Source organism: Pseudomonas sp. BF-R-24 (assembly GCF_019947335.1).
In the GTDB taxonomy this organism is placed as follows: domain Bacteria; phylum Pseudomonadota; class Gammaproteobacteria; order Pseudomonadales; family Pseudomonadaceae; genus Aquipseudomonas; species Aquipseudomonas jessenii.
Genome location: NZ_JAGYGG010000001.1, coordinates 197,760 through 223,502, shown reverse-complemented (window position 1 = coordinate 223,502; position 25,743 = coordinate 197,760). Strand labels below are relative to the sequence as shown.

Below are 25,743 nucleotides of genomic sequence, written 5' to 3'. Positions count from 1 at the left end.
AACGATTCACGCACAGGAACAGAGCAGAATGTCGCATTCATGAAATTAAATGGTGCACAGGATATAAATAAGTCCGTTTTTTGGACTCATTCTGCACCTGAATAGGGATTCACCATTCGAGCAATGCACCATCAGTAACACCGCCTTCGCGAGCAAGCCCGCTCCCACAGGAGATCTTCTGCTGAATTGAGATTTGGCCCTTCACAAAACCCTGTGGGAGCGAGCTTGCTCGCGATGAATGCGCCGCGGTATCACTGAAAAAACGCGCAAAAAAAAACGGAGCCCGAAGGCTCCGCTCTTTATGCAACCAACCCGAAATCAGGCCAGTTTCTTGTGGCGTACACGATGCGGCTGGGCAGCTGCTTCGCCGAGACGCTTTTTGCGATCAGCTTCGTATTCGCTGTAGTTACCTTCGAAGAACACCGCTTGCGAGTCGTCTTCGTACGCCAGGATGTGCGTCGCGACGCGGTCAAGGAACCACCGGTCGTGGGAGATCACAATGGCGGCGCCCGGGAAGTCCAGCAAGGCCTCTTCCAGGGAACGCAGGGTTTCGACGTCGAGGTCGTTGGACGGTTCGTCGAGCAGCAGGACGTTGCCGCCCTCTTTCAGGGTCAGGGCCAGGTGCAAGCGACCGCGCTCACCACCGGACAGGTCCTTGACGAACTTCTGCTGATCGCCGCCCTTGAAGTTGAAGCGACCGACATAGGTACGCGACGGGATCTCGTAGTTGCCGATGCGGATCTGGTCGGAACCGTCGGAGATCTGCTGGAACACGGTCTTGCTGCCGTCCAGGTCCTCACGGCTCTGATCCACACAAGCCAGCTGCACGGTTTCACCGACTTCGATGCTGCCCGAATCCGGCGTTTCCTTGCCCATCAGCATGCGGAACAGGGTCGACTTACCGGCACCGTTACCGCCGATAACGCCGACGATGGCACCTTTAGGCATGGAGAACGACAGGTTGTCGATCAGCACGCGGTCGCCATAGCCCTTGGTGACGTTCTTGAATTCGATGACCTTGTCGCCCAGGCGTGGACCAGCCGGGATGTAGATCTCGTTGGTTTCGCTGCGCTTCTGGAATTCCTGCGACTGCATTTCTTCGAAGCGTTGCAGACGAGCCTTGGATTTCGACTGGCGGGCCTTGGCGCCTTTGCGCACCCACTCCAGTTCTTCCTTCATGGCTTTTTCGTGAGCCGACTGCTGCTTGGATTCGGCAGCCAGACGATCGGACTTGGCTTCCAGCCAACCCGAATAGTTACCCTCGTAAGGAATGCCCGCGCCGCGGTCGAGTTCCAGAATCCAGCCGGCAACGTTGTCCAGGAAGTAACGGTCGTGCGTGATCGCGACCACGGTGCCCGGGAAGTCGTGCAGGAAGTGCTCCAGCCAGGCGACGGAATCGGCGTCCAGGTGGTTGGTCGGTTCGTCGAGCAGCAGCATGTCCGGTGCCGACAGCAGCAGACGGCACAGGGCCACACGGCGTTTTTCACCACCAGAGAGGACTTCAACCTTGGCATCCCACGCCGGCAGACGCAGTGCATCGGCGGCGACTTCCAGCTGACGCTCCAGGTTATGGCCGTCGCTGGCCTGCAGGATCGCTTCTAGCTTGGCCTGTTCGGCAGCCAGTTTGTCGAAGTCGGCATCCGGATCGGCGTAGGCGGCGTAGACCTCGTCCAGGCGTGCCTGGGCGTCCTTGATCACGCTGACCGCTTCCTCGACCACTTCACGCACGGTCTTGGTCGGATCCAGTTGTGGTTCCTGGGGCAGGTAGCCGATGTTCAGCTCCGGCATCGGACGGGCTTCGCCCTCGAACTCGGTGTCGACGCCAGCCATGATTTTCAGCAGCGTGGATTTACCCGAACCGTTGAGGCCGAGCACGCCGATCTTGGCGCCGGGGAAGAACGACAGAGAAATGTTTTTCAGGATTTCCCGCTTCGGCGGAACAACTTTGCCCAGCCGATGCATGGTGAATACGTATTGAGCCATGGAGAACCTAGGGTCAGTGACTGATGAATGATTAGGGCGCAGGCGATGCCTGGCCAGGCTGTGCGCGTCGCCCGATTGAAAGCTTTCAATATATGCGCGCTGAAAAAGCCTGAGTCTAGGAGCTGGAACGCCCCCGCGTAACCGGCAAAGCTACCTGAATGACCGGTGGCAGTCCAGCCGACGGACAGGGGCTGGCACTTCGCCACAACTCAAGGCATGCTAGCCGCCCTTCGGGCGTCCGGCTTATAGTGCACGTCGCGCCAGTCCAGCCAAACCGCAGGATTACAGCTTGTCCATTGTCCCTCCGCCTCCGATTTCCAGTGCGCCGGCCACAGTGCTCGGCTCCCCCCTGCGCGGGACTTTGAAGGGCACCTTGGCGACACTCGTATTATTGCTGCTGGCCCTGCTGTTCTGGCAGTTGCTCGACCAGTTGCGCGAAACCCAGAAGAACCAGCGTCAGTACACCATCGACTACACCGCCGATCTGGCCGCGCAGGTCAGCCTGAACATGACGCTCAACGCGCAGATCGCCCTCAACCTGTTGCCGATCGTCGAGCAACCGCAAGGCGCCGATGAACTGCAGGCCCTGTTGCGCAAACTGCAACAGTCGCTGCCTGATCTGCGCAGCCTGGCGTTGCTCAGCCCCTCGGGAAGAGTCATCAGTGACAGCGCTCCCGACAGCGATGACAACAACTACCTGGGTGAACTGGTACGGCGCAGCCACGCCCAGGCGCACTACTTCAGCAACGCCACCGACGGTTCCGTGGTGCATTTACTGTTGCATCAGGCCAGCGGCAGTTCCCGAGGCTATTGGGTCCTGCGCCTGACGCCCACCTTCTTTTCGTCCCTGACCAAGCAACGCGAGGCCGGTGGCCGCCCGTTGTGGCTGGTGGAGAACCGCATCAATCATCAGATCATCAGTCGCGACGAAGCGCTGCCCTCGGTCAATCCGGGCACGCTGACCGAGGACGATGTCGCCAACAGCGTGCTGACGGTTCCGCTGAGCAGCAGCGATTGGCAATTGCGCGGCCTGTTCGACCGTCAGCGCGTGCTGGAAGAGCTGCTGCCGGCGTTCATCGGCAAATGTCTGCTGGGCCTGGCGTTTTCCATGCTGCCGTTCCTCGCCTTGCTGAACACGCGCCGGCGTCAGCGCCAGTTGAAGGAAGGCCGCCGGCGTTACCAGGACATTTTCGAAGGCACCGGCGTGGCCTTGTGCGTCCTCGATATGTCCGGGCTCAAGGTCTTTTTCGACAAGGCACAACTGCAGGGCAGCGAGCAACTGCAAGCGTGGCTGGCGATCCCGGAGCAACGCCGGCCATTGCTCAAGGAACTTCGGATCACCGAGGTCAACCAGGTGGCGTTGCAACTGCTTAATGTCGATAGCGCCGACCAAGCCTGGAAATTGCTGATCGACGGTAATCCGCAGGACGGCACCGCCATCGGCAACCAGATGCTCGATGCGATGCTCAACCAGCAGCAACAGCTTGAGCTGGAAATCAAGCTGCAGGACGCCAGCGGCCGCGTCCAGCACCTGTGGCTGGTGCTGTGTCTGCCGCAAACCCCGGACGACTATAATGCGGTGATCCTGAGCATCACTGACATCACCAGTCGCAAGCTCATCGAGCTGTCGCTGCAGGAGCGCGAAGGGTTCTGGTCGGACGTGGTGCGCACCGTGCCGGATCATCTGTATGTGCAGGATGTGATCAGCCAGCGCATGATCTACAGCAACCACCATCTGGGCCAGACCCTGGGTTACAACCGCACCGAACTGCACCAGATGGGCGAATACTTCTGGGAAATCCTCCTGCATCCCGAAGACGCCGACTATTACCACCGATCTCGCCAGATCCAGCGCCAGGCCGGTTATCGCCAGTTGATGCAGTGCCAGTTGCGTTTCCGCCATCGGGACGGCCAGTGGCGACGCTTCGAGATTCGCGAGCAGGCACTGGCGCGGGACAAGGACGACCAGGTCACGCGGATCATCGGCGTGGCCAAGGACATCACCGACCAGATCGAAGCCAGCGAATCGCTGCGCGACAGCGAGCAGCGCTACCGCATGCTTGCCGAAAGCATCAGCGACGTGATCTTCTCCACCGACAGCCGCCTTAACCTCAATTACGTCAGCCCTTCGGTGCTAGCAGTGCTGGGCTACGACGCCGAGTGGATTTTCCAGAACGGCTGGCAATCGACCATTGCCAACCCGCAACAACTGACCGGCATCTACCACCTGATGGACCGGGTCAGCAAAGCGCTGGATCAACCGGACCAACTGGCGCTGTTGCGCAGCCAGGTGCAAACCCAACTGTTCCTGTTCGATTGCCTGCGGGCCGACGGGCGCAAGATCCCGATCGAACTGCGCCTGGTATTGGTCTGGGACGAATACGGTACGTTCGAAGGCGTGCTCGGCGTCGGCCGCGACATCAGCCAGCAACGCCGGGCCGAAAAAGACCTGCGCATGGCCGCCACGGTATTCGAACACTCGACCTCGGCGATCCTGATCACCGACCCGGCCGGCTACATCGTCCAGGCCAACGAAGCCTTCAGTCGTGTCAGCGGCTACGCCGTGGAGCAGGTCCTCGACCAACTGCCGAACATGCTGACCGTCGACGACCAGCAAGAAGCCCATCTGCGTTACGTGCTCAAGCAATTGGGCCAGCACAGCACCTGGGAAGGCGAAGTCTGGCTCAAGCGTCGCAACGGCGAGCACTACCCGGCCTGGGTCGGGATCACCGCCGTACTCGACGACGAAGGCGACCTGGCCAGTTATGTGTGTTTCTTCAGCGACATCAGCGAGCGCAAGGCCAGCGAGCAACGGATCCACCGCCTCGCCTACTACGACGCCCTGACCCACCTGCCCAACCGCTCACTGTTCCAGGATCGCCTGCACACGGCACTGCAATCGGCCGAACGGCAGAAGTCGTGGGTGGTGCTGATGTTCCTCGACCTCGACCGTTTCAAACCGATCAACGACTCCCTGGGCCACGCCGCCGGCGACCGCATGCTCAAGGAAATGGCCACGCGCCTGCTCGGTTGCGTCGACGATGACGACACCGTGGCGCGCATGGGCGGTGACGAATTCACCTTGCTCCTGCAACCGCGAGCCAACCGTGAAATCGCCCTGAACCGGGCGATCCATGTGGCCGAACAGATTCTCGCCAGCCTGGTGAAACCATTCGTGCTCGAAGGCCGCGAGTTCTTCGTCACCGCCAGTATCGGCATCGCCCTGAGTCCGCAGGACGGCAACGAACTCAGCCAGTTGATGAAGAATGCCGACACTGCGATGTACCACGCCAAGGAGCGTGGCAAGAACAACTTCCAGTTCTATCAGGCGGACATGAACGCCAGTGCGCTGGAACGTCTGGAGCTGGAAAGCGACTTGCGCCATGCCCTGGAACAGAACGAATTCGTGCTGTATTACCAGCCGCAGTTCAGCGGTGACGGCAAGCGCCTGACCGGTGCCGAGGCACTGTTGCGCTGGCGTCATCCACGCCGCGGGCTGGTGCCGCCGGGGGATTTCATTCCGGTACTCGAAGAGCTCGGGCTGGTGGTGGATGTCGGCGACTGGGTGATCAGCGAAGCCTGCCGTCAACTCAAGGCCTGGCATCAGGCCAGGGTACGGGTGCCGAAGGTGTCGGTGAACATCTCGGCGCGACAGTTCTCCGACGGCCAGCTCGGTACGCGTATCGCCACCATCCTCAAGGAAACCGGCCTGCCGCCGGCGTGCCTGGAACTGGAACTGACCGAGAGTATCCTGATGCGCGAAGTCAGCGAGGCGATGCAGATCCTCGACGGCCTGAAAAACCTCGGCCTTAGCATTGCGGTCGACGATTTCGGTACCGGTTACTCATCGCTCAACTACCTCAAGCAGTTCCCGATCGACGTTCTGAAAATCGACCGCACCTTTGTCGATGGCCTGCCCAGCGGCGAGCAGGATGCACAAATCGCCCGGGCAATCATTGCCATGGCCCACAGCCTCAACCTGGCGGTGATCGCCGAAGGCGTGGAAACCCATGAGCAGCTGGATTTCCTGAGGGAGCACGGTTGCGACGAGGTACAGGGTTATCTGTTCGGTCGGCCGATGCCGGCGGGCCGGTTCGAAGGGCAGTTCGCCAATGACGCGCTGTTCATGTTTGACTGAGGTCTTGCAGCGCCGCAGATGACGCCTTCGCGAGCAAGCCCGCTCCCACATTTTGGAATGCATTCCTCTGTGGGAGCGGGCTTGCTCGCGAAGAGGCCGGCACGATCACCGCTAATCCCCGCATGAACACCACTTGTCTGCGACATGATGCCGTTTCATATGCCATCTAAAACCCATTAGGTTAGAATGCCCCCCTTTTCCGCCCCCGATCCTTGAGGACCGCCATGTTCAGCCGTGATTTGACTATTGCCAAGTACGACGCCGATCTCTTTGCCGCCATGGAGCAAGAAGCTCAGCGCCAGGAAGAGCACATTGAGCTGATCGCTTCGGAAAACTACACCAGCCCTGCGGTGATGGAAGCTCAAGGCTCGGTACTGACCAACAAGTACGCCGAAGGTTACCCGGGCAAGCGCTACTACGGTGGTTGCGAGTACGTAGACATCGTCGAGCAGCTGGCTATCGACCGCGCCAAAGAGCTGTTCGGCGCCGACTACGCCAACGTTCAGCCGCACGCAGGCTCGCAAGCCAACAGCGCCGTTTACCTGGCCCTGCTGTCGGCCGGCGACACCATCCTGGGCATGAGCCTGGCCCACGGTGGTCACCTGACTCACGGTGCCAGCGTTTCGTCCTCCGGCAAGCTGTACAACGCCATCCAGTACGGCATCGACGCCAACGGTCTGATCGACTACGACGAAGTCGAACGCCTGGCCGTTGAGCACAAGCCGAAAATGATCGTGGCCGGTTTCTCTGCCTACTCGCAGATCCTCGACTTCCCGCGCTTCCGTGCAATCGCCGACAAGGTAGGTGCCTACCTGTTCGTCGACATGGCCCACGTGGCCGGCCTGGTTGCCGCTGGTGTCTACCCGAACCCGGTTCCATTCGCTGACGTGGTGACCACCACCACCCACAAGACCCTGCGTGGTCCACGTGGCGGCCTGATCCTGGCTCGCGCCAACGCCGACATCGAAAAGAAGCTGAACTCCGCGGTATTCCCGGGCGCCCAGGGCGGCCCGCTGGAGCACGTGATCGCAGCCAAGGCGATCTGCTTCAAGGAAGCGCTGCAGCCTGAGTTCAAGGCTTACCAGCAACAAGTGGTGAAGAACGCCCAGGCCATGGCCGGCGTGTTCATCGAGCGCGGCTTCGACGTAGTGTCGGGCGGTACTCAGAACCACCTGTTCCTACTGTCGCTGATCAAGCAGGAAATCTCCGGTAAAGACGCCGACGCCGCTCTGGGCAAAGCGTTCATCACCGTGAACAAGAACTCCGTGCCAAACGACCCACGCTCCCCGTTCGTCACCTCCGGCCTGCGCTTCGGCACCCCGGCTGTGACCACTCGCGGCTTCAAGGAAGCAGAGTGCAAGGAACTGGCCGGCTGGATCTGCGACATCCTGGCTGACCTGAACAACGAAGCGGTGATCGACGCCGTTCGTGAGAAGGTCAAGGCTATCTGCAAGAAGCTGCCGGTGTACGGCGCTTAATCAGCCCCGCTAAACCGCAGTCATGAGAAACCGGCCAGAGATGGCCGGTTTTTTTTGCTTGCGACATTCACAAACAGTGCGAACCAACAAATCGACAACCGTTGTTGCCAGCGATAAAAGTTCATCACCAGACACTTCCCCCTCCAACTTCCTGCAACACACACAACACCAAAACACTATCAAAAATGCTTAATCTGAACCCTGCATCAAAGCACAACCCTTCACACTCAAATAGCAGGCTTCATAATGAGCAACTCTATTGAAAAGTCCTTTACCGCTACGCTCAGAATGTTCGATCACAAACTTAACTTTCTTGAACTTCTTTATGAAAAACCGGCACTGGCCACTGTACACATGTTCAGCGGAGGATTCTTTACCGGCAAACCGCAAACCCTTGATCACTCTCGCCTGCTCGGCATCCGCCCCAACGAGCAAGGCGGTTCGGTCCACCCACTGAAGCTGCATTTTCGGTACACGGCCAATGGCTATGTACTGTCCATAAAAAACCCGGGAGAGTATTACAACAAGCTTATAAGCGAAAGTTGGCTTAATGTTTTGGGCGCGGTAGATTCAGACGATGACGATCCGACAACCTTCACCCTTATTGACCACAAAAACAGACCGATAACCCTGGATAATATTACTCCCACTCACATACCTGTTTCGCTTGTAACTGAAGATAATAAATATGTGGGTGGCCAAACTTTTAGAGGCTCGCCTTATGTTTACCTTGCCCGCACGGAGGAACGCTCAAAAATAACTTTCATTCTGAGCATTCTTGAAAGAAAAGTACCTCATACAAAGTCCTGAAAAACACTTTGAAAGTAAACCCATGAGGCTGACATCAAGTGGAGCACCCCGGACAAAAAAAATCGGCATCCATTGCCGATTTTTTTTGTTCGCAAAACCGCTCAAGATCGGGGCCCGGCGAACAACTGGTAAGACCGGTCATGCCAATTTTCGATTTTTTGCTTGCGGACAGCCAAAAACACACCATAGACTGAGCCTGCACTGGACATACCGGTAAGACCACAATAATTAAGTCCTGAATCTGATGTGCTCCGCACACGGCAGCCAGGACGCCGACCAGGATTCCTCCCATGCTCAGATGGTGCTCGCGTTCAATCTTCCTCCAAGTGGTTCTCGGACTGGTGCTCGGCATCGTCTGTGGGCTGACCCTTCCCGAATACTCCGCTCAGCTCAAACCGCTCGGTGACGGTTTTATCAAGCTGATCAAAATGCTCATTGGCTTGATTGTGTTTTGCGTAGTGGTCAGCGGCATCAGCGGTGCCGGCGACCTGAAGAAGGTCGGCCGTATCGGCCTCAAATCGGTGATCTACTTTGAAGTGCTGACCACCATCGCCCTGGTAATCGGTCTGGTGTTCGCCTTCAGTACCGGCATCGGCAGCGGCGCGAACATTCACCTGGAGCAGCTTTCCGCAGCCGACATGGGCGACATTGCCCAGCGCGGACAGCACATGCACACCACCACACAGTTCCTGATGGACCTGATTCCGACGTCGGTGATCGGTGCCTTTGCCGATAACAACATCCTGCAGGTCCTGCTGTTCTCCGTGCTGTTCGGCAGTGCACTGAATCTGGTGGGCGAGGCGGCATCGGGTATTTCGCGGCTGATCAATGAACTCAGCCACGTGATTTTCCGCATCATGGGCATGATCGTGCGACTGGCACCGATCGGTGTATTCGGCGCGATCGCCTTCACCACCAGTAAATATGGCCTGGACTCGCTGCAACACCTGGGCAACCTGGTCGGCCTCTTCTACCTGACCTGTGTGGCCTTCGTGGCCCTGATTCTCGGCCTGGTGATGCGCCTCTCCGGCTTGAAGATGTGGCCATTGCTCAAGTACCTGCGCGAAGAGTTGCTGATCGTCATGGGCACCGCTTCGTCCGACGCCGTGCTGCCACAAATCATGCGCAAGCTTGAACATCTGGGTATCGGCAGTTCGACGGTGGGGCTGGTGATTCCAACGGGTTACTCGTTCAACCTCGACGGTTTCTCGATCTACCTGACCCTGGCCATCGTGTTCATCGCCAACGCCACCGGCACGCCGTTGGCCATGACTGACCTGCTGACCATTTTACTGGTGTCGCTGATCACCTCCAAAGGTGCCCACGGGATTCCCGGCTCGGCACTGGTGATTCTGGCGGCAACCTTGACGGCGATCCCGGCGATTCCGGTGGTCGGCCTGGTGTTGGTGCTCGCGGTGGACTGGTTCATGGGCATCGGCCGCGCGCTGACCAACCTGATCGGCAATTGTGTCGCCACCGTGGCCATCGCCCGCTGGGAGAAGGACATCGATATCCAGCGTGCGAACAAGGTGCTTTCCGGCCAGATGGGTTATACCTTCCAGCCGAAAAAACCGGTCGCGCCGGCGCATCAGCAGGAGTTTTGAATCATGTGGGAGCCCGCCAGATGGCGGGTTCCCCTGCCTTTATCCATGGAGCACACAGTGATTACCACCTCAACGGTCGTCAATTCAGTCGTAGAAAAACTTCGGGCCGCGCTGGCCCGTGGTCAGTGGCGTTCCGGTGAAATGCTGCCGGGGCAACGCGAGTTGGCCGAACAACTGGGTATCAGCCGCCCAAGCCTGCGTGAAGCGGTCATCGTCCTGGAAACCCTTGGCCTGGTGCGTTCGATGCCGGGCAAAGGCGTCGTCGTACTCGAGGCCAGTCTCAGCGATGAGCAGCCCTACGACAGCGCGGTGGCCGCCGCGAGCCTGGAAGACGTGCTGCAACTGCGCTACACCCTGGAGCCATTCATCGTCGGCCTCGTGGCGCAGTCGATCAGCAGCAAGGAAGTCGGGCAACTGCGCCTGACCCTGATGGACATGCGTGAAGCCCTGGAGGCCAATGACAGTGAAGCCGGCGTAAGCGCCTACATCGCGTTCCACGAAGAGCTGTTCACGCTGACGTCAAACCCGATCTTCCAGAGCGTGGTCCAGCAAACCAGCAATGCCCTCAAGCAAAGCGCCGAAGTGTTGCGCAACTCCCCGGAGCATCTGGCTGAACGCCTTGAAGAAAACGAAGCCGTGGTGCGGGCGATCCGCAGCAAGAACAGCGCCCAGGCCAGCGCCGAGATGCGTCGGCACATTTTGCGCGAAGGCCAGCGCATGGGCATCGAACTGAACATCCCGGAAGACAACCTCGGCAGTTGAAACCTCTTCGATCTGGAGATTGGCCATGAACAGCTTCGCTTCGCCACAAACGCTCGCTACCCTGCCCGTCCGCCCTTCGGTGGATGATCTGTATTCGCGGGTCCTCGATGCCATTTTCGAGCAGCGCATCCATTCAGCCAGTCGCTTTACCGAAGAAAGCCTGGCGCAGATGTTCGGTGCAAGGCGCAGCGACATGCGTGATGTGCTGACGCGACTGTCCCACCAGCAAATCATCATACTTCGAGCCAACCATCGTCCCCGCGTCGCCGAACTTGATGCCGAGCAGACCCGGCAGACACTGCATGCCCGGCGTTTGGCCGAGATCATGCTGGTACGGCTGGCGTGTCAGCGGCCATGCGCGCAAGACTTGAAGCGCCTGCGGACACTGGTCGATAACGAGCGTCAATGCGCCGAGCGTGGCCAGGCGATTCGTTTGTCGGGAGAGTTTCATTTGCAGTTGGCCGAAATGGCTGGAAATGCACCGCTGGCGCATTTTCTTGGCAGTCTGGTGCCGCTGACGTCATTGGCGATTGCGCAGTGTGAGGAGCAGACGCACAGTTTTTGCGCGTGGCAGGAGCATTTGGCGATTGTTGATGCTGTTGAACGTGGAAATGCTGCGACAGCGGTCATGCTGATAAACCGGCATCTGGATCATCTGGAGCAGACACTGCTCAATACACCCCGTGAACATTGTGTTGCCGGCTAGATCGCATCACGGGCAAGCCCGCTCCCACAGTGTTCGAGGCCAAGCACAGACTTTGTGTTCAACCAGAAACCTGTGGGAGCCGGGCTTGCCCGCGATGGCGTCCTCACAGACGCCATAAAACTTCAGACCGCCGCCACCCGCGCAAATCCCTCGCGAATCTTTTCCTCCGGCAAGTCATCGGCAATGAACACAATCACGCTCTCGCGCACTTCGTCTTCAGCCCACTCGGTATCCCAGTCGAAACCATAAAGTTTCAGCACCCCCTGAAACACCATGCGCCGCGGTTCGCCGAGGATGTTCAACACGCCTTTGTAGCGCAGCAACTGCTTGCCATGCTCCTCCAGCAACTCGTTCATGAACTCGCTGAGCTTGTCGATATCCAGCGCTTTTTCAGTGCGCAGCACCAGGCTGGAAATGCGGTCGATGGACGGGGCCTGGCTGACCGGGCGCAAACTCACGCCGCCACCGAGGTCGGCATTGAGGTTGAAGCCGCGCACGTCGAGCAATTCGGCCAGGTCGATCTTTCCGTGGTCAACCACGCGAATCGGGGCGCGTCGGTTGATACGGGTCAGGCGCTCGCTCAACGCGGTGAATTTTGCTTCGTCCACCAAGTCACGCTTGCTCACCAGCAAGCGGTCGGCGAAACCGATCTGCGCCTGGGCGATGGTCTGGGTCAGGTGCAAGTCGGCATGTGCTGCGTCGACCAGGGTGATGATGCCGTCGAGGATATAGCGCTCGCGCAACTCTTCGTCGATGAAAAAGGTTTGTGCCACGGGCGCCGGGTCGGCCAGGCCGGTGCATTCGATCACCAGGCGGTCGAAGGCGATGTCGCCCTGGTCCAGACGCTCGAGCAACAGATAAAGCGCTTTGGTCAGGTCCGTGTGGATGGTGCAGCAAACGCAGCCGTTGGACAGTGTCATCACTTGTACCGGCTCATCGCCCAACAACTGGGTATCGATACCGGCATCGCTGAATTCATTCTCGATCACGGCGATTTTCAGGCCGTGCTCGGCCTTGAGCAGGTGACGCAACAAAGTGGTCTTGCCGGCGCCGAGGAAGCCGCTGAGGATCGTGACCGGGATGGGAGAGGACAAACTGGATCTCCTTTTTCACACAGTGAAAAAACAACACAAAACAAATGTGGGAGCGAGCTTACTCGCGATAGAGGCTTAACATTCAACATCACTGTTGATTGACAGTCCGCCATCGCGAGCAAGCTCGCTCCCACAGGTATGGCTGTTAATCCGACAACCGGATCAACAGCATTTCGGCCCACCCTTGCCACCGTAACGGGCTTCCTGACGCTCCCGAAAGAACATCTCATAGCTCATCACCGGTTTGTCCGGGTGCTTGGTCTGCATATGCTCGACGTAGTTGTCGTAGTCGGGCATGCCGACCATCAGGCGCGCGGCCTGACCGAGGTATTTACCGAGGCGACTCAAGTCATTGAACATGCTGCAATCCTCTGGTTACGCATCCGGCAGCGCCTGGAATGGTGATTCTTTGTCCGTACGTTCCTTTTTACCCCAGGCGGCAATGCCGACCTTGAGGGCATAGAACAGGATGCTGAATACCACGAACAGGAACAGCGCAGTCAGCGTTGCGTTGGTGTAGGCGTTGAAGATCACGTGCTGCATCTGGGTGATGTCCTTGGCCGGGGCGAGGATCTGGCCGTTGGCCAAGGCATCGCTGTATTTCTTGGCCAGCGACAGAAAGCCGATCGCCGGGTTGGCGTCGAACAGCTTGATGAAGCCCGCTGTCGTGGTGCAGATCAACAGCCATACCGCCGGCAACATGGTGACCCAGACATAACGCTGGCGTTTCATCTTGATCAGTACCACGGTGCCGAGCATCAGCGCGATACCGGCCAGCATCTGGTTGGAGATACCGAACAGTGGCCACAGGGTATTGATGCCGCCCAACGGATCGATCACACCCTGGTACAGCAACCAGCCCCACATCGCCACGCAGCCTGCGGTGGCGATCAGGTTGGCGGTCCAGGATTCGGTGCGTTTGAGCGCCGGGACGAAGGAGCCGAGCAAGTCCTGGAGCATGAAGCGCCCGGCACGGGTGCCAGCGTCGACTGCGGTCAGGATGAACAGCGCTTCGAACAGGATCGCGAAGTGGTACCAGAACGCCATGGTGTTCTCGCCCGGCAGAACACTGTGCAGGATCTGCGCGATCCCGACCGCCAGGGTCGGCGCACCACCGGCACGGGCCAGGATAGTGGTTTCACCAATGTCGTGGGCGACCGCTTGCAGGGCTTCCGGGGTGATTGCAAAGCCCCAGTTGCTGACGGCTGTCGCAACGGCCACCACATCACCGCCGACCACGGCCGCCGGGCTGTTCATGGCGAAGTACACGCCAGGCTCGATCACGGAAGCGGCAACCATGGCCATGATCGCCACGAACGATTCCATCAGCATGCCGCCGTAACCGATGTAGCGAGCGTTGGTTTCGTTATCCAGCAGCTTCGGCGTGGTGCCGGAGGAAATCAGCGCGTGGAAACCCGACACCGCGCCACAGGCGATAGTGATGAACAGGAACGGGAACAGACCGCCCTTCCATACCGGGCCGGTGCCGTCGACGAACTGGGTCAGGGCCGGCATTTTCAGCTCGGGCATGGTCACCAGGATGCCGATGGCCAGGGCAACGATGGTGCCGATTTTCAGGAAGGTGGACAGATAGTCACGGGGCGCCAGGATCAGCCACACCGGCAATACCGCCGCCACAAAACCGTAACCGATCAGCATCCAGGTGATCTGGATACCGGTAAAGCTGAAGGCCTTGGCCCACACCGGATCCGCGGCAATCTGCCCGCCGAGCCAGATCGAGCCCAGCAGCAGCAATACGCCGATCACCGAGATTTCACCAATGCGGCCGGGGCGGATGTAGCGCATGTAGATGCCCATGAACATCGCGATCGGGATGGTCGCCATCACCGTGAAAATGCCCCAAGGGCTTTCGGCCAGGGCCTTCACCACGATCAGCGCCAGCACCGCGAGGATGATGATCATGATCAGGAAGCAGCCGAACAGTGCGATGGTGCCGGGGATGCGGCCCATTTCCTCACGGACCATGTCGCCCAGGGAACGACCGTTGCGGCGGGTGGACATGAACAGGACCATGAAGTCCTGCACGGCACCGGCCAGCACCACGCCGGCGATCAGCCACAGCGTGCCGGGCAGGTAGCCCATCTGCGCCGCCAACACCGGACCGACCAAAGGCCCCGCGCCGGCAATGGCCGCGAAGTGGTGACCAAAAAGAATGTGCTTGTTGGTCGGCACGTAGTCCAGACCGTCATTGTTGAGCACAGCGGGAGTGGCCCGTCGCGCATCGAGTTGCATGACATTGTTAGCGATGAACAGACTGTAGTAGCGGTAGGCGACCAGATAGATGGCGACGGCTGCGACCACAATCCACAAGGCGTTGATTGCCTCGCCCCGGCGTAATGCCACGACACCCAGCGCACACGCACCTACGATTGCCAGCACCAGCCAAGGCAAATGGCGTAGCGGGCTATTATTATTTTTCATTTTATTATTCCAGCCAGAGTGGACAAGAAAGACAGCAATCCCGAGTTTAGCTCTCCTGACGGCAATGACCATAGCCCGACATTGGTCTGGACACCTGCACGCGCTGGCAGCCTTTGATCATGCGGGTCTATAGTCAGCGTACATTTCCGAGGATCGCGCCATGAGCGAGTACCCTGCCGAACGTCGCCGCTTCAAACGTATTGCGTTCGATGCCCGAACCGAGCTGAGTCAGGGGGAGTCCACTTGGCCGGTGAAGTTGATTGACCTGTCGCTCAAGGGCTTGCTGATTGAACGACCCCAACACTGGCAGGGCAATCCGCAGCAGGATTTTCTGGTCGACATTCATCTGAGCGAAGAGACCGACATCACCATGGATGTGCAACTGGCCCACGACGACCATGGCCAACTCGGCTTTGTCTGCCTGCACATCAGTCTGGAGTCCATCGAGCGCCTGCGGCGATTGATCGAGCTCAACCTCGCTGATCCGCAGGAGCTGGAGCGCGAATTGGGTGCGCTGATCGAGATCTAGCCGCCACCGGATGCCCTTGTGGAAGCGAGCTTGCTCGCGATTACGATCTGACAGCCGACATTGTGGCTGGCTGACACACCGCTATCGCGAGCAGGCTCGCTCCTACAGGTTTTGAGTTTCGTCTGTGAGTTACTCGAACAACGCGTCCAACGCTTGCTCCAGCCGAGTGACGGCAATGATCTGCAACCCGGTCGGCGCCTCTTTCGGCGCATTGCCCTTGGGCACGATGGCCCGCTTGAACCCGTGCTTGGCGGCTTCCTTCAATCGCTCCTGACCGCTCGGCACCGGACGCACCTCACCGGAAAGCCCGACCTCACCGAACACCAGCAGATCGTGGGGCAACGGTCGGTTACGCAAACTGGACATCACCGCCGCCATCAATGCCAGGTCGGACGCTGTTTCCAGCACCTTGACCCCGCCGACCACGTTGAGAAACACGTCCTGATCGTGGGTCGGAATGCCACCGTGACGGTGCAGCACCGCCAGCAACATCGCCAGCCGGTTCTGGTCCAGCCCCAGCGTGACCCGACGCGGATTGGCCAGGTGACTGTCGTCCACCAGCGCCTGTACCTCCACCAGCATCGGCCGCGTGCCTTCCCAGGTTGCCATCACCACGCTACCCGGGACTTCCTCCTGGGCACGGGTCAGAAAAATCGCCGAGGGGTTGGAGACTTCCTTCAGGCCCTTGTCGGTCATGCCGAACACACCCAGCTCATTGACTGCACCGAAACGGTTCTTCACCGCCCGCAGCAGACGCAGGCGCCCGTCGGACTCGCCTTCGAAATACAGCACGGTGTCGACCATGTGTTCCAGCACCCGAGGGCCAGCCAGCGCGCCTTCCTTGGTGACGTGGCCCACCAGGAAAATCGCCGTACCACTCTGTTTGGCATAACGCACCAGCAAGGCTGCGCTCTCACGCACCTGGGACACACCGCCCGGTGCCGATTGCAGTTGCTCGGTAAAGATCGTCTGGATCGAGTCGATCACCATCACCTTGGGCTTTTCCTGACGGGCCGTGGCAATGATGGCTTCGATGCAGGTTTCGGTCATGACCCGCAGTTGATCCTGAGGCAACCCCAGGCGCCGCGCACGCATGGCCACTTGCTGCTGGGATTCTTCACCGGTGACGTACAGCGCCGGCATGCTCTTGGCGAGGTTGCACAAGGTTTGCAACAGAATGGTCGACTTGCCGATGCCGGGGTCGCCACCGATCAGCACCACCGAGCCATCCACCAGACCACCACCCAGAACCCGGTCGAGCTCGCTGGAAGCGGTGGAGAAGCGCGGAATTTCTTCGACACTGACTTCGGCCAGGGTCTTGATTTGCGCCTGCTGGCCGGCCCAGCCGGTACGACCGCTGGGGGCGGCTGCCCCGCCGCTTTCCACCATGGTTTCGGTGAGCGTGTTCCAGGCCCCGCACTCACCGCACTGGCCGGCCCATTTGGGGAAGGTTGAGCCGCACTCGGTGCAGCCGTACATGCGCTTGGCCTTGGCCATCGGAACTCCCGGAAAAAAACGCGATGATAGCTCAGCTCAAGCGCGCGAGTACGGCCGGATACTTCGCAACCCTTTTGATGATTACAAATACCCCTATAAAAATCAGGTATATTGATAAATACCCGCCAAACAAAACCTTGTATAAGTTTTTAGTCCAATGTAATCAACAAGCTCTAAGAACATGCCGGCCTGGACAACCTGAAAACTTATACAAACTTTATTCATTTGCACACTTAATGCACAACTCTGAAACACTCACACAGAGCACAGCGATTAATTCAGGGAAGCACGTTACTTGTCAGCCTCCCAAAACCAACGAAACAGTTCATGTCGCTACAACTGCATTCAATTTCAATACCCTCCCTGACCACTGACTACCCGATCAACTTTAACGTCCCGTTTCAGGGATGGCCTCCCTCAACCTTGGTTTGCTCACACAAACGAAGCCATATCGCTGAAAAAACATCACATGCAAAACACCGCGCAAGGCCTGGCCGCTCCACAGATGAGATCAATCGGTGAATTTTTTTACGCCATCCGGTGTCGATTGCTGGCAAGCACGGCAGGCAGTTGATTCAAGCAGAATGCGATTTGCTGATTTACACTGCGTTCATCAACCTCATCTGTAACAAGGAAATAACCTATGGGCGTGCTAAATGAGTTCAAGGCCTTCGCGGTCAAAGGCAACGTGGTCGACATGGCCGTCGGCATCATCATCGGTGCGGCCTTCGGCAAGATCGTTACCTCGTTTGTCGGTGACCTGGTCATGCCGCCAATCGGGATGCTGATCGGTGGCGTGGACTTCAGTGATCTGGTCATAACGCTCAAGGCAGCGGAGGGCGAGATTCCGGCGGTGGTGCTCGCCTATGGCAAATTCATCCAGACCATCATCGACTTCGTCATCGTCGCTCTCGCGATCTTCATGGGCGTCAAGGTCATCAACCGCCTGAAGCGCGAAGAGGCCGTGGCCCCTAGCCTGCCGCCGGTTCCAAGCAAGGAAGAAGAGTTGCTGGGCGAGATCCGCGACTTGCTCAAGGCCCAGAACAACCGGCCTTGACGGCATTAGCAAAAAAACGGCGCCTTCGAGGCGCCATTTTTTTACCAGAAATTTTCCACCGCCACCTGACCAGGTCGCCGGCTGAGGCTCAAGTGCATATCCCGCTGTTTAAGCAGCTTGCGCGTATCATCGATCATCTGCGGATTGCCGCACAGCATGACCCGTGAATGCTCAGGCGTCAGCGCAACACCCGCGACCCGCTCCAGTTCGCCGTTTTCAATCAGCGTGGTGATCCGCCCGTTCAATGAGCCGGGATGCTGTTCACGAGTGACCGTGGTGATCAATTGCAGTTTATGGGCGTACTCCGCCAGATAATCACGCTTCGCCAGCCCTGCGATCAGCTCCTGATACGCCAGTTCCCGGGCTTCGCGAACGCTGTAGACCAGAATGATCCGCTCGAATCGCTCCCAGACTTCGAAATCCTGGAGTATCGACAGGAACGGCGCGATGCCCGTGCCTGTGGATAACAACCACAGGTCGCGCCCATCGACAAACCGGTCCAGCGTCAGATAACCGAAGGCCTGGCGGTCGACCAGGAATGCATCGCCAACACCCAGTCGGCTCAGCTCGCTGGTGAACTCACCGCCCGGTACGACAATGGAAAAGAACTCGAGGAACTCGTCAAAGGGCGAGGACACCATGGAATAGGCGCGCCATACCGTGCTGCCGTCAGCCTTGGTGACGCCCAACCGGGCAAACTGCCCCGCCCGAAAACGAAACCCTGCATCCCGGGTGGCACGCAAGGTAAACAGGCTCTGGGTCAGCGGATGAACCTCAAGCAAGGTCTGACGGGTAAATTTTTCTTCACTGACGGACATGGAAGGCTCCAATCGAAAGATACCCCAGTGTCCCGCAAAGAAAGCAGCGTAACCACCGACAGTTTGTAGTGACATTAATCCGCACTAGTGACTGCTTACCAAATGCGGCACACACCCATCATTATAAAATGACATATGGCATTTTATATCCCATCGATTGCTTAAGAACCTGAAATACACTTTTCCAACATTCAAAAGAGCAAAATTGTCGCACCATCACCGTAGGAATTATCCTACACTTCGTGACGTGCCGAATCTTGGATCCAAGACCGCACCCAGAAGACACGGTGATGGAGCCCCTTGTATGGAAATCTGGAAGGAGTCACAGCTCAAGCAATTGTCACACACGCAAGAGATCAAAACTGCCTATCTAATCGCGCTCAACTTCGCTAGAAACCTTGGATATAAATTTTGTGGCTTTTCAATAACTTCGAACTCAGTCGGAGTCGATACCAGTACGCTGAACCTGAATAATTTCCCCCATGAGTGGAACACTCAATATGAAAAAAACAACGCCACGCAAATAGATCCGATAGTGGCGCATTGCAATCATTCAATGTTGCCGGTTCTCTGGAGCGAAGAGCTTTTTTCCAGGGCGCCATGGCTATGGCAGTTGCTGCAGCAACACGGTTTGCAGCATGGCTGGTCCCAGGCGATCTTTGATGAGGAAACCGGTCAGCGCAGTATTCTCAGCCTGGCCAGAAGCCACTGCCCGATTTCAGCCTATGAGCTGTACGAGCATCTTGGATTCTCGGTGTTCATCAGCCGCCATTTGCACGCGCTGGCGCTCGGGATGCAACCGAAAAAACCGGCTCGCCCCCAGGCTCCCCCCTTGTCACGGCGGGAACTTGAAGTATTGAAACTGTCAGCCGATGGCAAGACGGCCTATGAAATTGCCAGGATCCTCAGTTTGAGTGAACGCACAATCAACTTTCATGTGCAGAGGGCTATCGAGAAGCTCGGCGTCAACAACAAGATTGCGGCCGTCATTGCCGCGGCCCGGTCCGGAGCCATCTGAAAGCGCCCGGCTGCGGGAAAACCCGCGGGTAATCCAGACAAAAAAAACGTACCATTTGCGGTCCCTCCTGAGTGATGGCGTGTAGACCTTCACGTCGCATTACACTCGGACGGCTCCGCCCGCTCCAACGCCTTCGGGCAGCGGGACATCCGTTGATTACCCAGAGCCCCGCCCCATGCCTTTGCTCGAAACACCCTTCGCCAGCCTCGACCTGATCCGCCAGCCCGAACAGCAGAATGAACCGCTGCAAGCTTTCGATGCGGCCGATGAATACCTGCTCAATCATCTGGCCGAACAGCAACCGGCGTCGGACACCCGGGTATTGGTGCTCAATGACAGTTTCGGCGCGTTGGCGGCCAGCCTGGCGGGCAAGGTGCGGGTGGTCAGCAGCGGTGATTCGTTCCTGGCTTTCCAGGGTCTGGAAAAGAACCTGGTGCGCAACGGCCTGACCTTTGATGTCTTGCCGAGCGTACCCGCCAGTGAAACCCCTGCCGGGCCGTTCGACTGTGTGCTGATCCGTGTACCGAAAACCCTGGCCCTGCTGGAAGAACAACTGATCCGCCTGCAAGGTCAACTGGCACCTGGCGCCCAAGTGGTTGCCGCAGCCATGATCAAGCATCTGCCCCGGGCGGCGGGAGACTTGCTGGAGCGCTACATCGGCCCCGTGCAAGCCTCGTTGGCGGTGAAGAAGGCGCGGCTATTGATTGCCACGGCTCAGGACAAAACCCCAGCGGTGTCGCCTTACCCAACGCGATACAGACTCGACGAACCGGCCATCGAACTGCTCAACCACGCCAACGTGTTTTGCCGCGAAGGCCTGGACATCGGTACCCGGGCGTTTTTGCCACACCTGCCGAAAAACCTAGGTTCGGCGCGGGTCGCCGATCTCGGTTGCGGCAACGGCGTCCTGGCCATCGCCAGCGCCCTGCAAAACCCCGAGGCCCACTACACACTGGTGGACGAGTCGTACATGGCCGTGCAATCGGCGTCCGAGAACTGGCGCGCAGCGCTGGGTGAACGGGAAGTGATCGTGCGCGCCGGTGATGGCCTGGCCGGCCAGGAACCGCAATCGCTTGACGTCGTGCTGTGCAATCCACCGTTTCACCAGCAACAGGTGGTGGGCGACTTCCTGGCCTGGCGGATGTTCCAGCAGGCGCGCGAAGCGCTGGTGGTGGGCGGCGCGCTGTATATCGTCGGCAATCGTCACCTGGGCTACCACAGCAAGCTGGCGCGATTGTTCCGTGGCGTCGAGCAAGTGGCGGCCAATCCGAAATTCGTGATCCTCAAGGCGCGCAAGTAACAGGCAAAAAAAACCCTCCGGCAGGAGGGTCGTAAATCCGTGCCTCGAGGCCACGGGAGAGATATTCAGTGCGTGGTCAGGCCGGCCGCGTTCATGAACAGACGCATCAGGCTGGCGACGATGAACAAGGCGCCCACGCTGCCGACCCAGATCAGGGCCAACCAGCCGAGCCGCTGCCACAGCGGCTTTTTTTCGGCTTCTTCAATGTCGTGCAGGGAATGTTTGCCGTTCATTGATAAATCCTCCGATGTAGATCAATGGCGTCTGTCAGGACGCCATCGCGAGCAAGCTCGCTCCCACAGATTCGTTGTGCAGCAGACTAGTGGTAACCATCTTCATGGGTGACCTTGCCGCGGAACACGTAGTAGCTCCAGAAGGTGTAGCCCAGGATGAACGGGATGATGAACAGCGTGCCCACCAGCATGAAGCCCTGGCTTTGCGGCGGCGCGGCGGCGTCCCAGATCGAGATCGACGGCGGGATGATGTTCGGCCACAGACTGATGCCCAACCCGCTGTAACCGAGGAAGATCAGCACCAGAGTCAGCAGGAACGGCGTGTAATGCGCGTTGCGGGCCACGGCGCGGATCAGTCCGTACATCGTCACCAGCACCAGGATCGGCACCGGCATGAACCAGAACAGATTCGGCATGGTGAACCAGCGTGCGGCGATATCCGTGTGGGCCAACGGGGTCCAGATGCTGACAATGCCGATCACCGCCAGCAGCACGAAGGCCAATGGCCGTGCCAGGTCATGCATCTGCTCCTGCAACTTGCCTTCGGTCTTCATGATCAGCCAGGTGCAACCGAGCAAGGCATACGCCACGACCAGCGCCGCACCACAGAACATCGTGAACGGTGTCAGCCAGTCCAGTGAACCACCGGCGAACTGCCGATTGACCACAGGCAGCCCGTCGATGAACGCGCCAAGCGCAACGCCCTGGAAGAACGTCGCAGTGACCGAGCCACCGATGAACGCCTTGTCCCACAGATGGCGCTTGTCGTCCCTGGCCTTGAAGCGGAACTCGAAGGCCACGCCGCGGAAGATCAACCCGATCAACATCAGGATCAGCGGCAGGTACAACGCCGAGAGCACCACCGAATAGGCCAGCGGAAACGCGCCGAACAACGCCGCGCCACCCAACACCAGCCAGGTCTCGTTGCCGTCCCAGACCGGGGCGACGGTGTTCATCATCACATCGCGATCGGTCTTGCCCGGAATGAACGGGAAGAGAATCCCGATGCCCAGGTCGAAACCGTCCATGACCACGTACATCATGATGCCGAAGATGATGATCACGGCCCAGATCAGCGGAAGATCAATACCCATGATTCAAATCTCCTTGGTCAGGCTTTGGCCGGCATCGGCGTGATCGTCGTCGGCGGCGGACAGCGGCCGGGCCGGTGTGCGCTTCTGGCCGGGGCCACCGTCGTTGGTTTCCTTGCCTTCGTCGATCTTCGGCCCCTTGCGCACCAGGCGCATCATGTAGCCAAGACCGGCGCCAAACAGCGCGAAATAAACCACGACAAACAGGATCAGGGTGATGCTCATCTGCATGAAGCTATGGTTGGACGACGCATCCGCCGTACGCATCAGACCATAGACCACCCAAGGCTGACGGCCGATTTCCGTGGTGAACCAGCCGGCGAGAATCGCGATCAGGCCGGACGGCCCCATCCACAGCGCCAGGTACAGGAACGGCCGCGAGGTGTAGAGGGTGTCGCGCTTGCGCAGCCACAGGCTCCACAATCCGGTGAAGATCATCAGCAAGCCCAGCCCCACCATGATCCGGAACGACCAGAACACGATGGTCGAATTCGGCCGGTCTTCAGGCGGGAACTCCTTGAGCGCCGGCACCTGTTTATCCAGGGAGTGCGTGAGAATCAGGCTACCCAGGTACGGGATTTCGACAGCGAATTTGGTCTTCTCCTCCTTCATGTCCGGCCAGCCGAACAGGATCAGCGGCGTCGCCTCGTCGCCCTTGTTTTCCCAGTGGCCTTCGATCGCAGCGATTTTCGCCGGCTGATGCTTGAGCGTATTGAGACCGTGGAAGTCGCCGATGACCGCCTGTATCGGCGCGACGATCAATGCCATCCACATGGCCATCGAGAGCATTTTGCGGATCGCCGGGTTGTCCTTGCCGCGCAGCAAATGCCAGGCCGCGGAGGAACCGACGAAGAAGGCCGTGGCGACGAAGGCTGCCGTGGCCATGTGCATCAGGCGATACGGGAACGAAGGGTTGAAGATAATCGCCAGCCAGTCGGTGGGTATGACCTGACCGTTGACGATCTCGAAGCCCTGCGGGGTTTGCATCCAGCTATTGGAGGCAAGAATCCAGAAAGTCGAGATCAACGTACCGATGGCCACCATCACGGTGGCGAAGAAGTGCAGGCCACGCCCGACCTTGTTCCAGCCAAACAGCATGACACCGAGGAACCCGGCCTCGAGGAAGAACGCCGTGAGCACTTCATAGGTCAGCAACGGCCCGGTCACGGAACCGGCGAAGTCCGAGAAGCGGCTCCAGTTGGTGCCGAACTGATAGGCCATTACCAGCCCGGAAACCACCCCCATGCCGAAGTTGACGGCAAAGATCTTCGACCAGAAATGGTAGAGGTCGCGGTAGGTGTCGTTATGGGTTTTCAGCCACAGGCCTTCGAGTACCGCCAGGTAACTCGCCAGGCCGATGGTGATGGCCGGAAACAGGATGTGGAACGAGATGGTGAACGCGAACTGAATTCGGGCGAGATCAAGTGCCTCTAAACCGAACATAAGTCTTCCTCTGTCAGGTAGTACGGCTGCCGGCTGGAAGCCTGCACCCACGGCCCCCACGGATATGGAGTGTGGCGAATCTCTGTTTGTTCTTTTTTTTGCACGCATCACAACGCAGGGAGTCTGGCCTTGCGGCCGCCGGATCAATTCCTTTTGTGGGTTTTGATCTGGATCAATCAACGTTGAAAGAGTAGTCCCAATTTCGGGGATGAACCGCGTGGTCTTTTGCCGCGTGACAAGTTGCCTCACGGCCTTGGTCACGAGCTGAAATACATTTCCTGTGGGAGCGGGCTTGCTCGCGAAGGCGGAGTGTCAGACGACTTCAATGCCGGATGTGCCGCCCTCTTCGCGAGCAAGCCCGCTCCCACAGGGATTGGTAGTGCTACTGAAATCGATGTCTGGCTAACTAAATCTTTTGTCACGGCAACTTTCTGTTACAGGTTGGTGATAATCTCGCCACTCCCCTCTCCCCAGATCTTCGCGCAGATGCCCAGCCAAGAGCCCTTGCTGTTACGTCACCATCGCCCTTTTCTCGCGTTCTGGCTGGCCCGGGTATTTACCGCCAGCGGCTTCCAGATGCTCACCGTGGCCATCGGCTGGAACCTGTACCAACTGACCGGCAATGTGCTCGACCTGGGTCTGGTCGGCCTGGTCGAGTTCGCCCCGCGCGTACTGTTCATGCTGCACACAGGGCACGTCGCCGACCGTTATGACCGGCGCAAGGTCGCGGCGATCTGCCAGTCCCTCCAGGCATTGATCGCCCTGTCGCTGGCCATCGGCAGCGCCACCGACCATGTCACCCGGGAAATGATCTTTATCCTGGCCTTCCTGCTCGGTGCCGCTCGTTCCTTTGAAATGCCGACCACCCAGGCCCTGTTGCCCAGTATCGTTCCCAGCGCGTTGTTTCCCCGTGCAGTGGCCGCCGCACAATCGGCCCAGCAATCGGCAACCATCGTCGCTCCAGCCCTCGGCGGCTTGCTCTACGCCTTCGGCAGCGTCTGGGTGTATGGCCCGACGGTGCTTTTGTATGTCATCGCCTGTTCGCTGATGCTCAACCTGCCGGCCCGCCAAACCCCGCTGAACAAGGGCAAGGCCACGCTGGACTCACTGCTGGCGGGCATTCGCTTCATCCGCAGTCGTCCGGACATTCTCGGGGCGATCTCCCTCGATCTGTTTGCGGTGCTATTGGGTGGCGCCACAGCGCTGCTGCCGGTGTTCGCCAAGGACATTCTGCTGACTGGCCCGTGGGGGCTTGGCCTGCTGCGCTCGGCGCCGGCGGTAGGCGCGCTGCTGATGTCGCTGTTCCTGGCGCGGTTTGCCGTGGAACGCAACGTCGGACGGGTGATGTTCACGGCCGTGGGCATCTTCGGCGTGGCGACCATCGCCTTCGGCCTGTCGACCTCGTTCTGGTTTTCCCTGGCGGTGTTGGTGGTGTTGGGCGCGGCAGACATGATCAGCATGGTGATCCGCGCCTCGTTCGTTCAACTGGAAACCCCGGACGAAATGCGCGGCCGGGTCAGCGCCGTCAATGGACTGTTCATCGGTGCCTCGAACCAGTTGGGCGAATTCGAATCGGGACTGACTGCCCACTGGTTCGGCACCGTGCCAGCGGTGGTCATGGGCGGGATCGGCACGCTGGTGGTGACCGGGGTGTGGGTCAAACTGTTCCCGACACTGGCCAGCCGCGATCGCATGCACGTGGCTAAAGATGAAGAGAAGGAAAAGGCGAAGGTCTGACAC

General features: G+C 58.9%; 20 protein-coding genes. 11 read left to right on the top strand and 9 right to left on the bottom strand.

What is annotated here, in order from left to right; translation table 11 throughout:
- Positions 1-318: 318 nt before the first annotated feature.
- Positions 319-1,983, bottom strand: a complete 1,665-nt coding sequence (gene ettA / locus KGA98_RS01095) for an energy-dependent translational throttle protein EttA (RefSeq protein ID WP_090451500.1) — start codon at positions 1,981-1,983, stop codon at positions 319-321.
- A 289-nt stretch (positions 1,984-2,272) separates the two neighbouring features.
- Between ettA and KGA98_RS01090 the strand changes: the two genes are divergently transcribed.
- The 6 genes from KGA98_RS01090 (at position 2,273) to KGA98_RS01065 (ending at position 11,481) form a co-directional block, all read left to right on the top strand.
- Positions 2,273-6,121, top strand: coding sequence for an EAL domain-containing protein (locus tag KGA98_RS01090; protein ID WP_223500339.1), 3,849 nt, complete (start codon positions 2,273-2,275; stop codon positions 6,119-6,121).
- A gap of 224 nt (positions 6,122-6,345) precedes the next feature.
- The gene (gene glyA / locus KGA98_RS01085) at positions 6,346-7,599 is read left to right on the top strand and encodes a serine hydroxymethyltransferase (protein ID WP_057713225.1); all 1,254 of its coding nucleotides are present in this window, start codon (positions 6,346-6,348) and stop codon (positions 7,597-7,599) included.
- Between the two features lie 246 nt (positions 7,600-7,845).
- A complete protein-coding gene (locus KGA98_RS01080; RefSeq protein WP_223500331.1) occupies positions 7,846-8,409 on the top strand; it encodes a hypothetical protein in 564 nt (187 codons plus the stop codon).
- 290 nt (positions 8,410-8,699) lie between these two features.
- The gene (locus KGA98_RS01075) at positions 8,700-10,013 is read left to right on the top strand and encodes a C4-dicarboxylate transporter DctA (protein WP_090451504.1); all 1,314 of its coding nucleotides are present in this window, start codon (positions 8,700-8,702) and stop codon (positions 10,011-10,013) included.
- 57 nt (positions 10,014-10,070) lie between these two features.
- A complete protein-coding gene (locus KGA98_RS01070; RefSeq protein WP_150813498.1) occupies positions 10,071-10,775 on the top strand; it encodes a FadR/GntR family transcriptional regulator in 705 nt (234 codons plus the stop codon).
- Between the two features lie 25 nt (positions 10,776-10,800).
- Positions 10,801-11,481, top strand: a complete 681-nt coding sequence (locus KGA98_RS01065; RefSeq protein ID WP_223500329.1) for a GntR family transcriptional regulator — start codon at positions 10,801-10,803, stop codon at positions 11,479-11,481.
- A gap of 122 nt (positions 11,482-11,603) precedes the next feature.
- On the opposite strand, the gene yjiA is transcribed toward KGA98_RS01065, so the two are convergent.
- The 3 genes from yjiA to KGA98_RS01050 all read right to left on the bottom strand — a co-directional run bounded on the left by yjiA (position 11,604) and on the right by KGA98_RS01050 (position 15,017).
- A complete protein-coding gene (gene yjiA / locus KGA98_RS01060) occupies positions 11,604-12,575 on the bottom strand; it encodes a GTPase (protein WP_223500327.1) in 972 nt (323 codons plus the stop codon).
- 162 nt (positions 12,576-12,737) lie between these two features.
- Positions 12,738-12,935, bottom strand: coding sequence for a YbdD/YjiX family protein (locus KGA98_RS01055; protein WP_007895266.1), 198 nt, complete (start codon positions 12,933-12,935; stop codon positions 12,738-12,740).
- A 15-nt stretch (positions 12,936-12,950) separates the two neighbouring features.
- Positions 12,951-15,017 (bottom strand): carbon starvation CstA family protein, encoded by a 2,067-nt coding sequence (locus KGA98_RS01050; protein WP_057713219.1) that lies wholly within the window; start codon positions 15,015-15,017, stop codon positions 12,951-12,953.
- Positions 15,018-15,177: 160 nt separating this feature from the next.
- Here KGA98_RS01050 and KGA98_RS01045 point away from each other — a divergent pair, with 160 nt between their 5' ends.
- Positions 15,178-15,546: a PilZ domain-containing protein gene (locus KGA98_RS01045; protein WP_223500325.1), complete on the top strand. Its 369-nt coding sequence runs from the start codon at positions 15,178-15,180 to the stop codon at positions 15,544-15,546.
- 129 nt (positions 15,547-15,675) lie between these two features.
- On the opposite strand, the gene radA is transcribed toward KGA98_RS01045, so the two are convergent.
- Entirely contained in the window at positions 15,676-17,043 is a 1,368-nt protein-coding gene (radA, locus tag KGA98_RS01040) for a DNA repair protein RadA (protein WP_223500323.1), read from the bottom strand.
- A 643-nt stretch (positions 17,044-17,686) separates the two neighbouring features.
- On the opposite strand from radA, the gene mscL reads away from it, so the two are divergent.
- Complete coding sequence (gene mscL, locus KGA98_RS01035; protein WP_057713217.1) at positions 17,687-18,100, top strand: large-conductance mechanosensitive channel protein MscL; 414 nt, start codon at positions 17,687-17,689, stop codon at positions 18,098-18,100.
- Positions 18,101-18,141: 41 nt separating this feature from the next.
- Here the strand turns inward: mscL and KGA98_RS01030 are convergent, their stop codons facing one another.
- Positions 18,142-18,918, bottom strand: a complete 777-nt coding sequence (locus KGA98_RS01030; protein ID WP_223500313.1) for a ferredoxin--NADP reductase — start codon at positions 18,916-18,918, stop codon at positions 18,142-18,144.
- A 304-nt stretch (positions 18,919-19,222) separates the two neighbouring features.
- Between KGA98_RS01030 and KGA98_RS01025 the strand changes: the two genes are divergently transcribed.
- Positions 19,223-19,936 (top strand): autoinducer binding domain-containing protein, encoded by a 714-nt coding sequence (locus tag KGA98_RS01025; RefSeq protein ID WP_223500311.1) that lies wholly within the window; start codon positions 19,223-19,225, stop codon positions 19,934-19,936.
- 175 nt (positions 19,937-20,111) lie between these two features.
- Positions 20,112-21,236: a methyltransferase gene (locus KGA98_RS01020; protein WP_223500308.1), complete on the top strand. Its 1,125-nt coding sequence runs from the start codon at positions 20,112-20,114 to the stop codon at positions 21,234-21,236.
- A 65-nt stretch (positions 21,237-21,301) separates the two neighbouring features.
- Here KGA98_RS01020 and KGA98_RS01015 read toward each other — a convergent pair whose 3' ends face one another.
- From KGA98_RS01015 to KGA98_RS01005, 3 genes are all read right to left on the bottom strand, one after another.
- Positions 21,302-21,469: a DUF2474 domain-containing protein gene (locus tag KGA98_RS01015; RefSeq protein ID WP_015096916.1), complete on the bottom strand. Its 168-nt coding sequence runs from the start codon at positions 21,467-21,469 to the stop codon at positions 21,302-21,304.
- Positions 21,470-21,555: 86 nt separating this feature from the next.
- Complete coding sequence (cydB, locus tag KGA98_RS01010; RefSeq protein ID WP_056728750.1) at positions 21,556-22,563, bottom strand: cytochrome d ubiquinol oxidase subunit II; 1,008 nt, start codon at positions 22,561-22,563, stop codon at positions 21,556-21,558.
- 3 nt (positions 22,564-22,566) lie between these two features.
- The gene (locus tag KGA98_RS01005) at positions 22,567-24,003 is read right to left on the bottom strand and encodes a cytochrome ubiquinol oxidase subunit I (protein WP_150813506.1); all 1,437 of its coding nucleotides are present in this window, start codon (positions 24,001-24,003) and stop codon (positions 22,567-22,569) included.
- A 486-nt stretch (positions 24,004-24,489) separates the two neighbouring features.
- On the opposite strand from KGA98_RS01005, the gene KGA98_RS01000 reads away from it, so the two are divergent.
- The gene (locus KGA98_RS01000) at positions 24,490-25,740 is read left to right on the top strand and encodes an MFS transporter (RefSeq protein ID WP_223500297.1); all 1,251 of its coding nucleotides are present in this window, start codon (positions 24,490-24,492) and stop codon (positions 25,738-25,740) included.
- The last annotated feature ends 3 nt before the right edge of the window (positions 25,741-25,743 follow it).

What these genes read in the sequence shown, in the direction of transcription:
- KGA98_RS01015 (WP_015096916.1), bottom strand. Translation starts at nt 21,469, where the DNA reads ATGAACGGCAAACATTCCCTGCACGACATTGAAGAAGCCGAAAAAAAG.
- KGA98_RS01045 (WP_223500325.1), top strand. Translation starts at nt 15,178, where the DNA reads ATGAGCGAGTACCCTGCCGAACGTCGCCGCTTCAAACGTATTGCGTTC.
- cydB (WP_056728750.1), bottom strand. Translation starts at nt 22,563, where the DNA reads ATGGGTATTGATCTTCCGCTGATCTGGGCCGTGATCATCATCTTCGGC.
- ettA (WP_090451500.1), bottom strand. Translation starts at nt 1,983, where the DNA reads ATGGCTCAATACGTATTCACCATGCATCGGCTGGGCAAAGTTGTTCCG.
- KGA98_RS01030 (WP_223500313.1), bottom strand. Translation starts at nt 18,918, where the DNA reads ATGTCCGTCAGTGAAGAAAAATTTACCCGTCAGACCTTGCTTGAGGTT.
- KGA98_RS01020 (WP_223500308.1), top strand. Translation starts at nt 20,112, where the DNA reads ATGCCTTTGCTCGAAACACCCTTCGCCAGCCTCGACCTGATCCGCCAG.
- KGA98_RS01065 (WP_223500329.1), top strand. Translation starts at nt 10,801, where the DNA reads ATGAACAGCTTCGCTTCGCCACAAACGCTCGCTACCCTGCCCGTCCGC.
- KGA98_RS01050 (WP_057713219.1), bottom strand. Translation starts at nt 15,017, where the DNA reads ATGAAAAATAATAATAGCCCGCTACGCCATTTGCCTTGGCTGGTGCTG.
- mscL (WP_057713217.1), top strand. Translation starts at nt 17,687, where the DNA reads ATGGGCGTGCTAAATGAGTTCAAGGCCTTCGCGGTCAAAGGCAACGTG.
- KGA98_RS01005 (WP_150813506.1), bottom strand. Translation starts at nt 24,003, where the DNA reads ATGTTCGGTTTAGAGGCACTTGATCTCGCCCGAATTCAGTTCGCGTTC.
- KGA98_RS01025 (WP_223500311.1), top strand. Translation starts at nt 19,223, where the DNA reads ATGGAAATCTGGAAGGAGTCACAGCTCAAGCAATTGTCACACACGCAA.
- radA (WP_223500323.1), bottom strand. Translation starts at nt 17,043, where the DNA reads ATGGCCAAGGCCAAGCGCATGTACGGCTGCACCGAGTGCGGCTCAACC.
- KGA98_RS01055 (WP_007895266.1), bottom strand. Translation starts at nt 12,935, where the DNA reads ATGTTCAATGACTTGAGTCGCCTCGGTAAATACCTCGGTCAGGCCGCG.
- KGA98_RS01000 (WP_223500297.1), top strand. Translation starts at nt 24,490, where the DNA reads ATGCCCAGCCAAGAGCCCTTGCTGTTACGTCACCATCGCCCTTTTCTC.
- glyA (WP_057713225.1), top strand. Translation starts at nt 6,346, where the DNA reads ATGTTCAGCCGTGATTTGACTATTGCCAAGTACGACGCCGATCTCTTT.
- KGA98_RS01080 (WP_223500331.1), top strand. Translation starts at nt 7,846, where the DNA reads ATGAGCAACTCTATTGAAAAGTCCTTTACCGCTACGCTCAGAATGTTC.
- KGA98_RS01075 (WP_090451504.1), top strand. Translation starts at nt 8,700, where the DNA reads ATGCTCAGATGGTGCTCGCGTTCAATCTTCCTCCAAGTGGTTCTCGGA.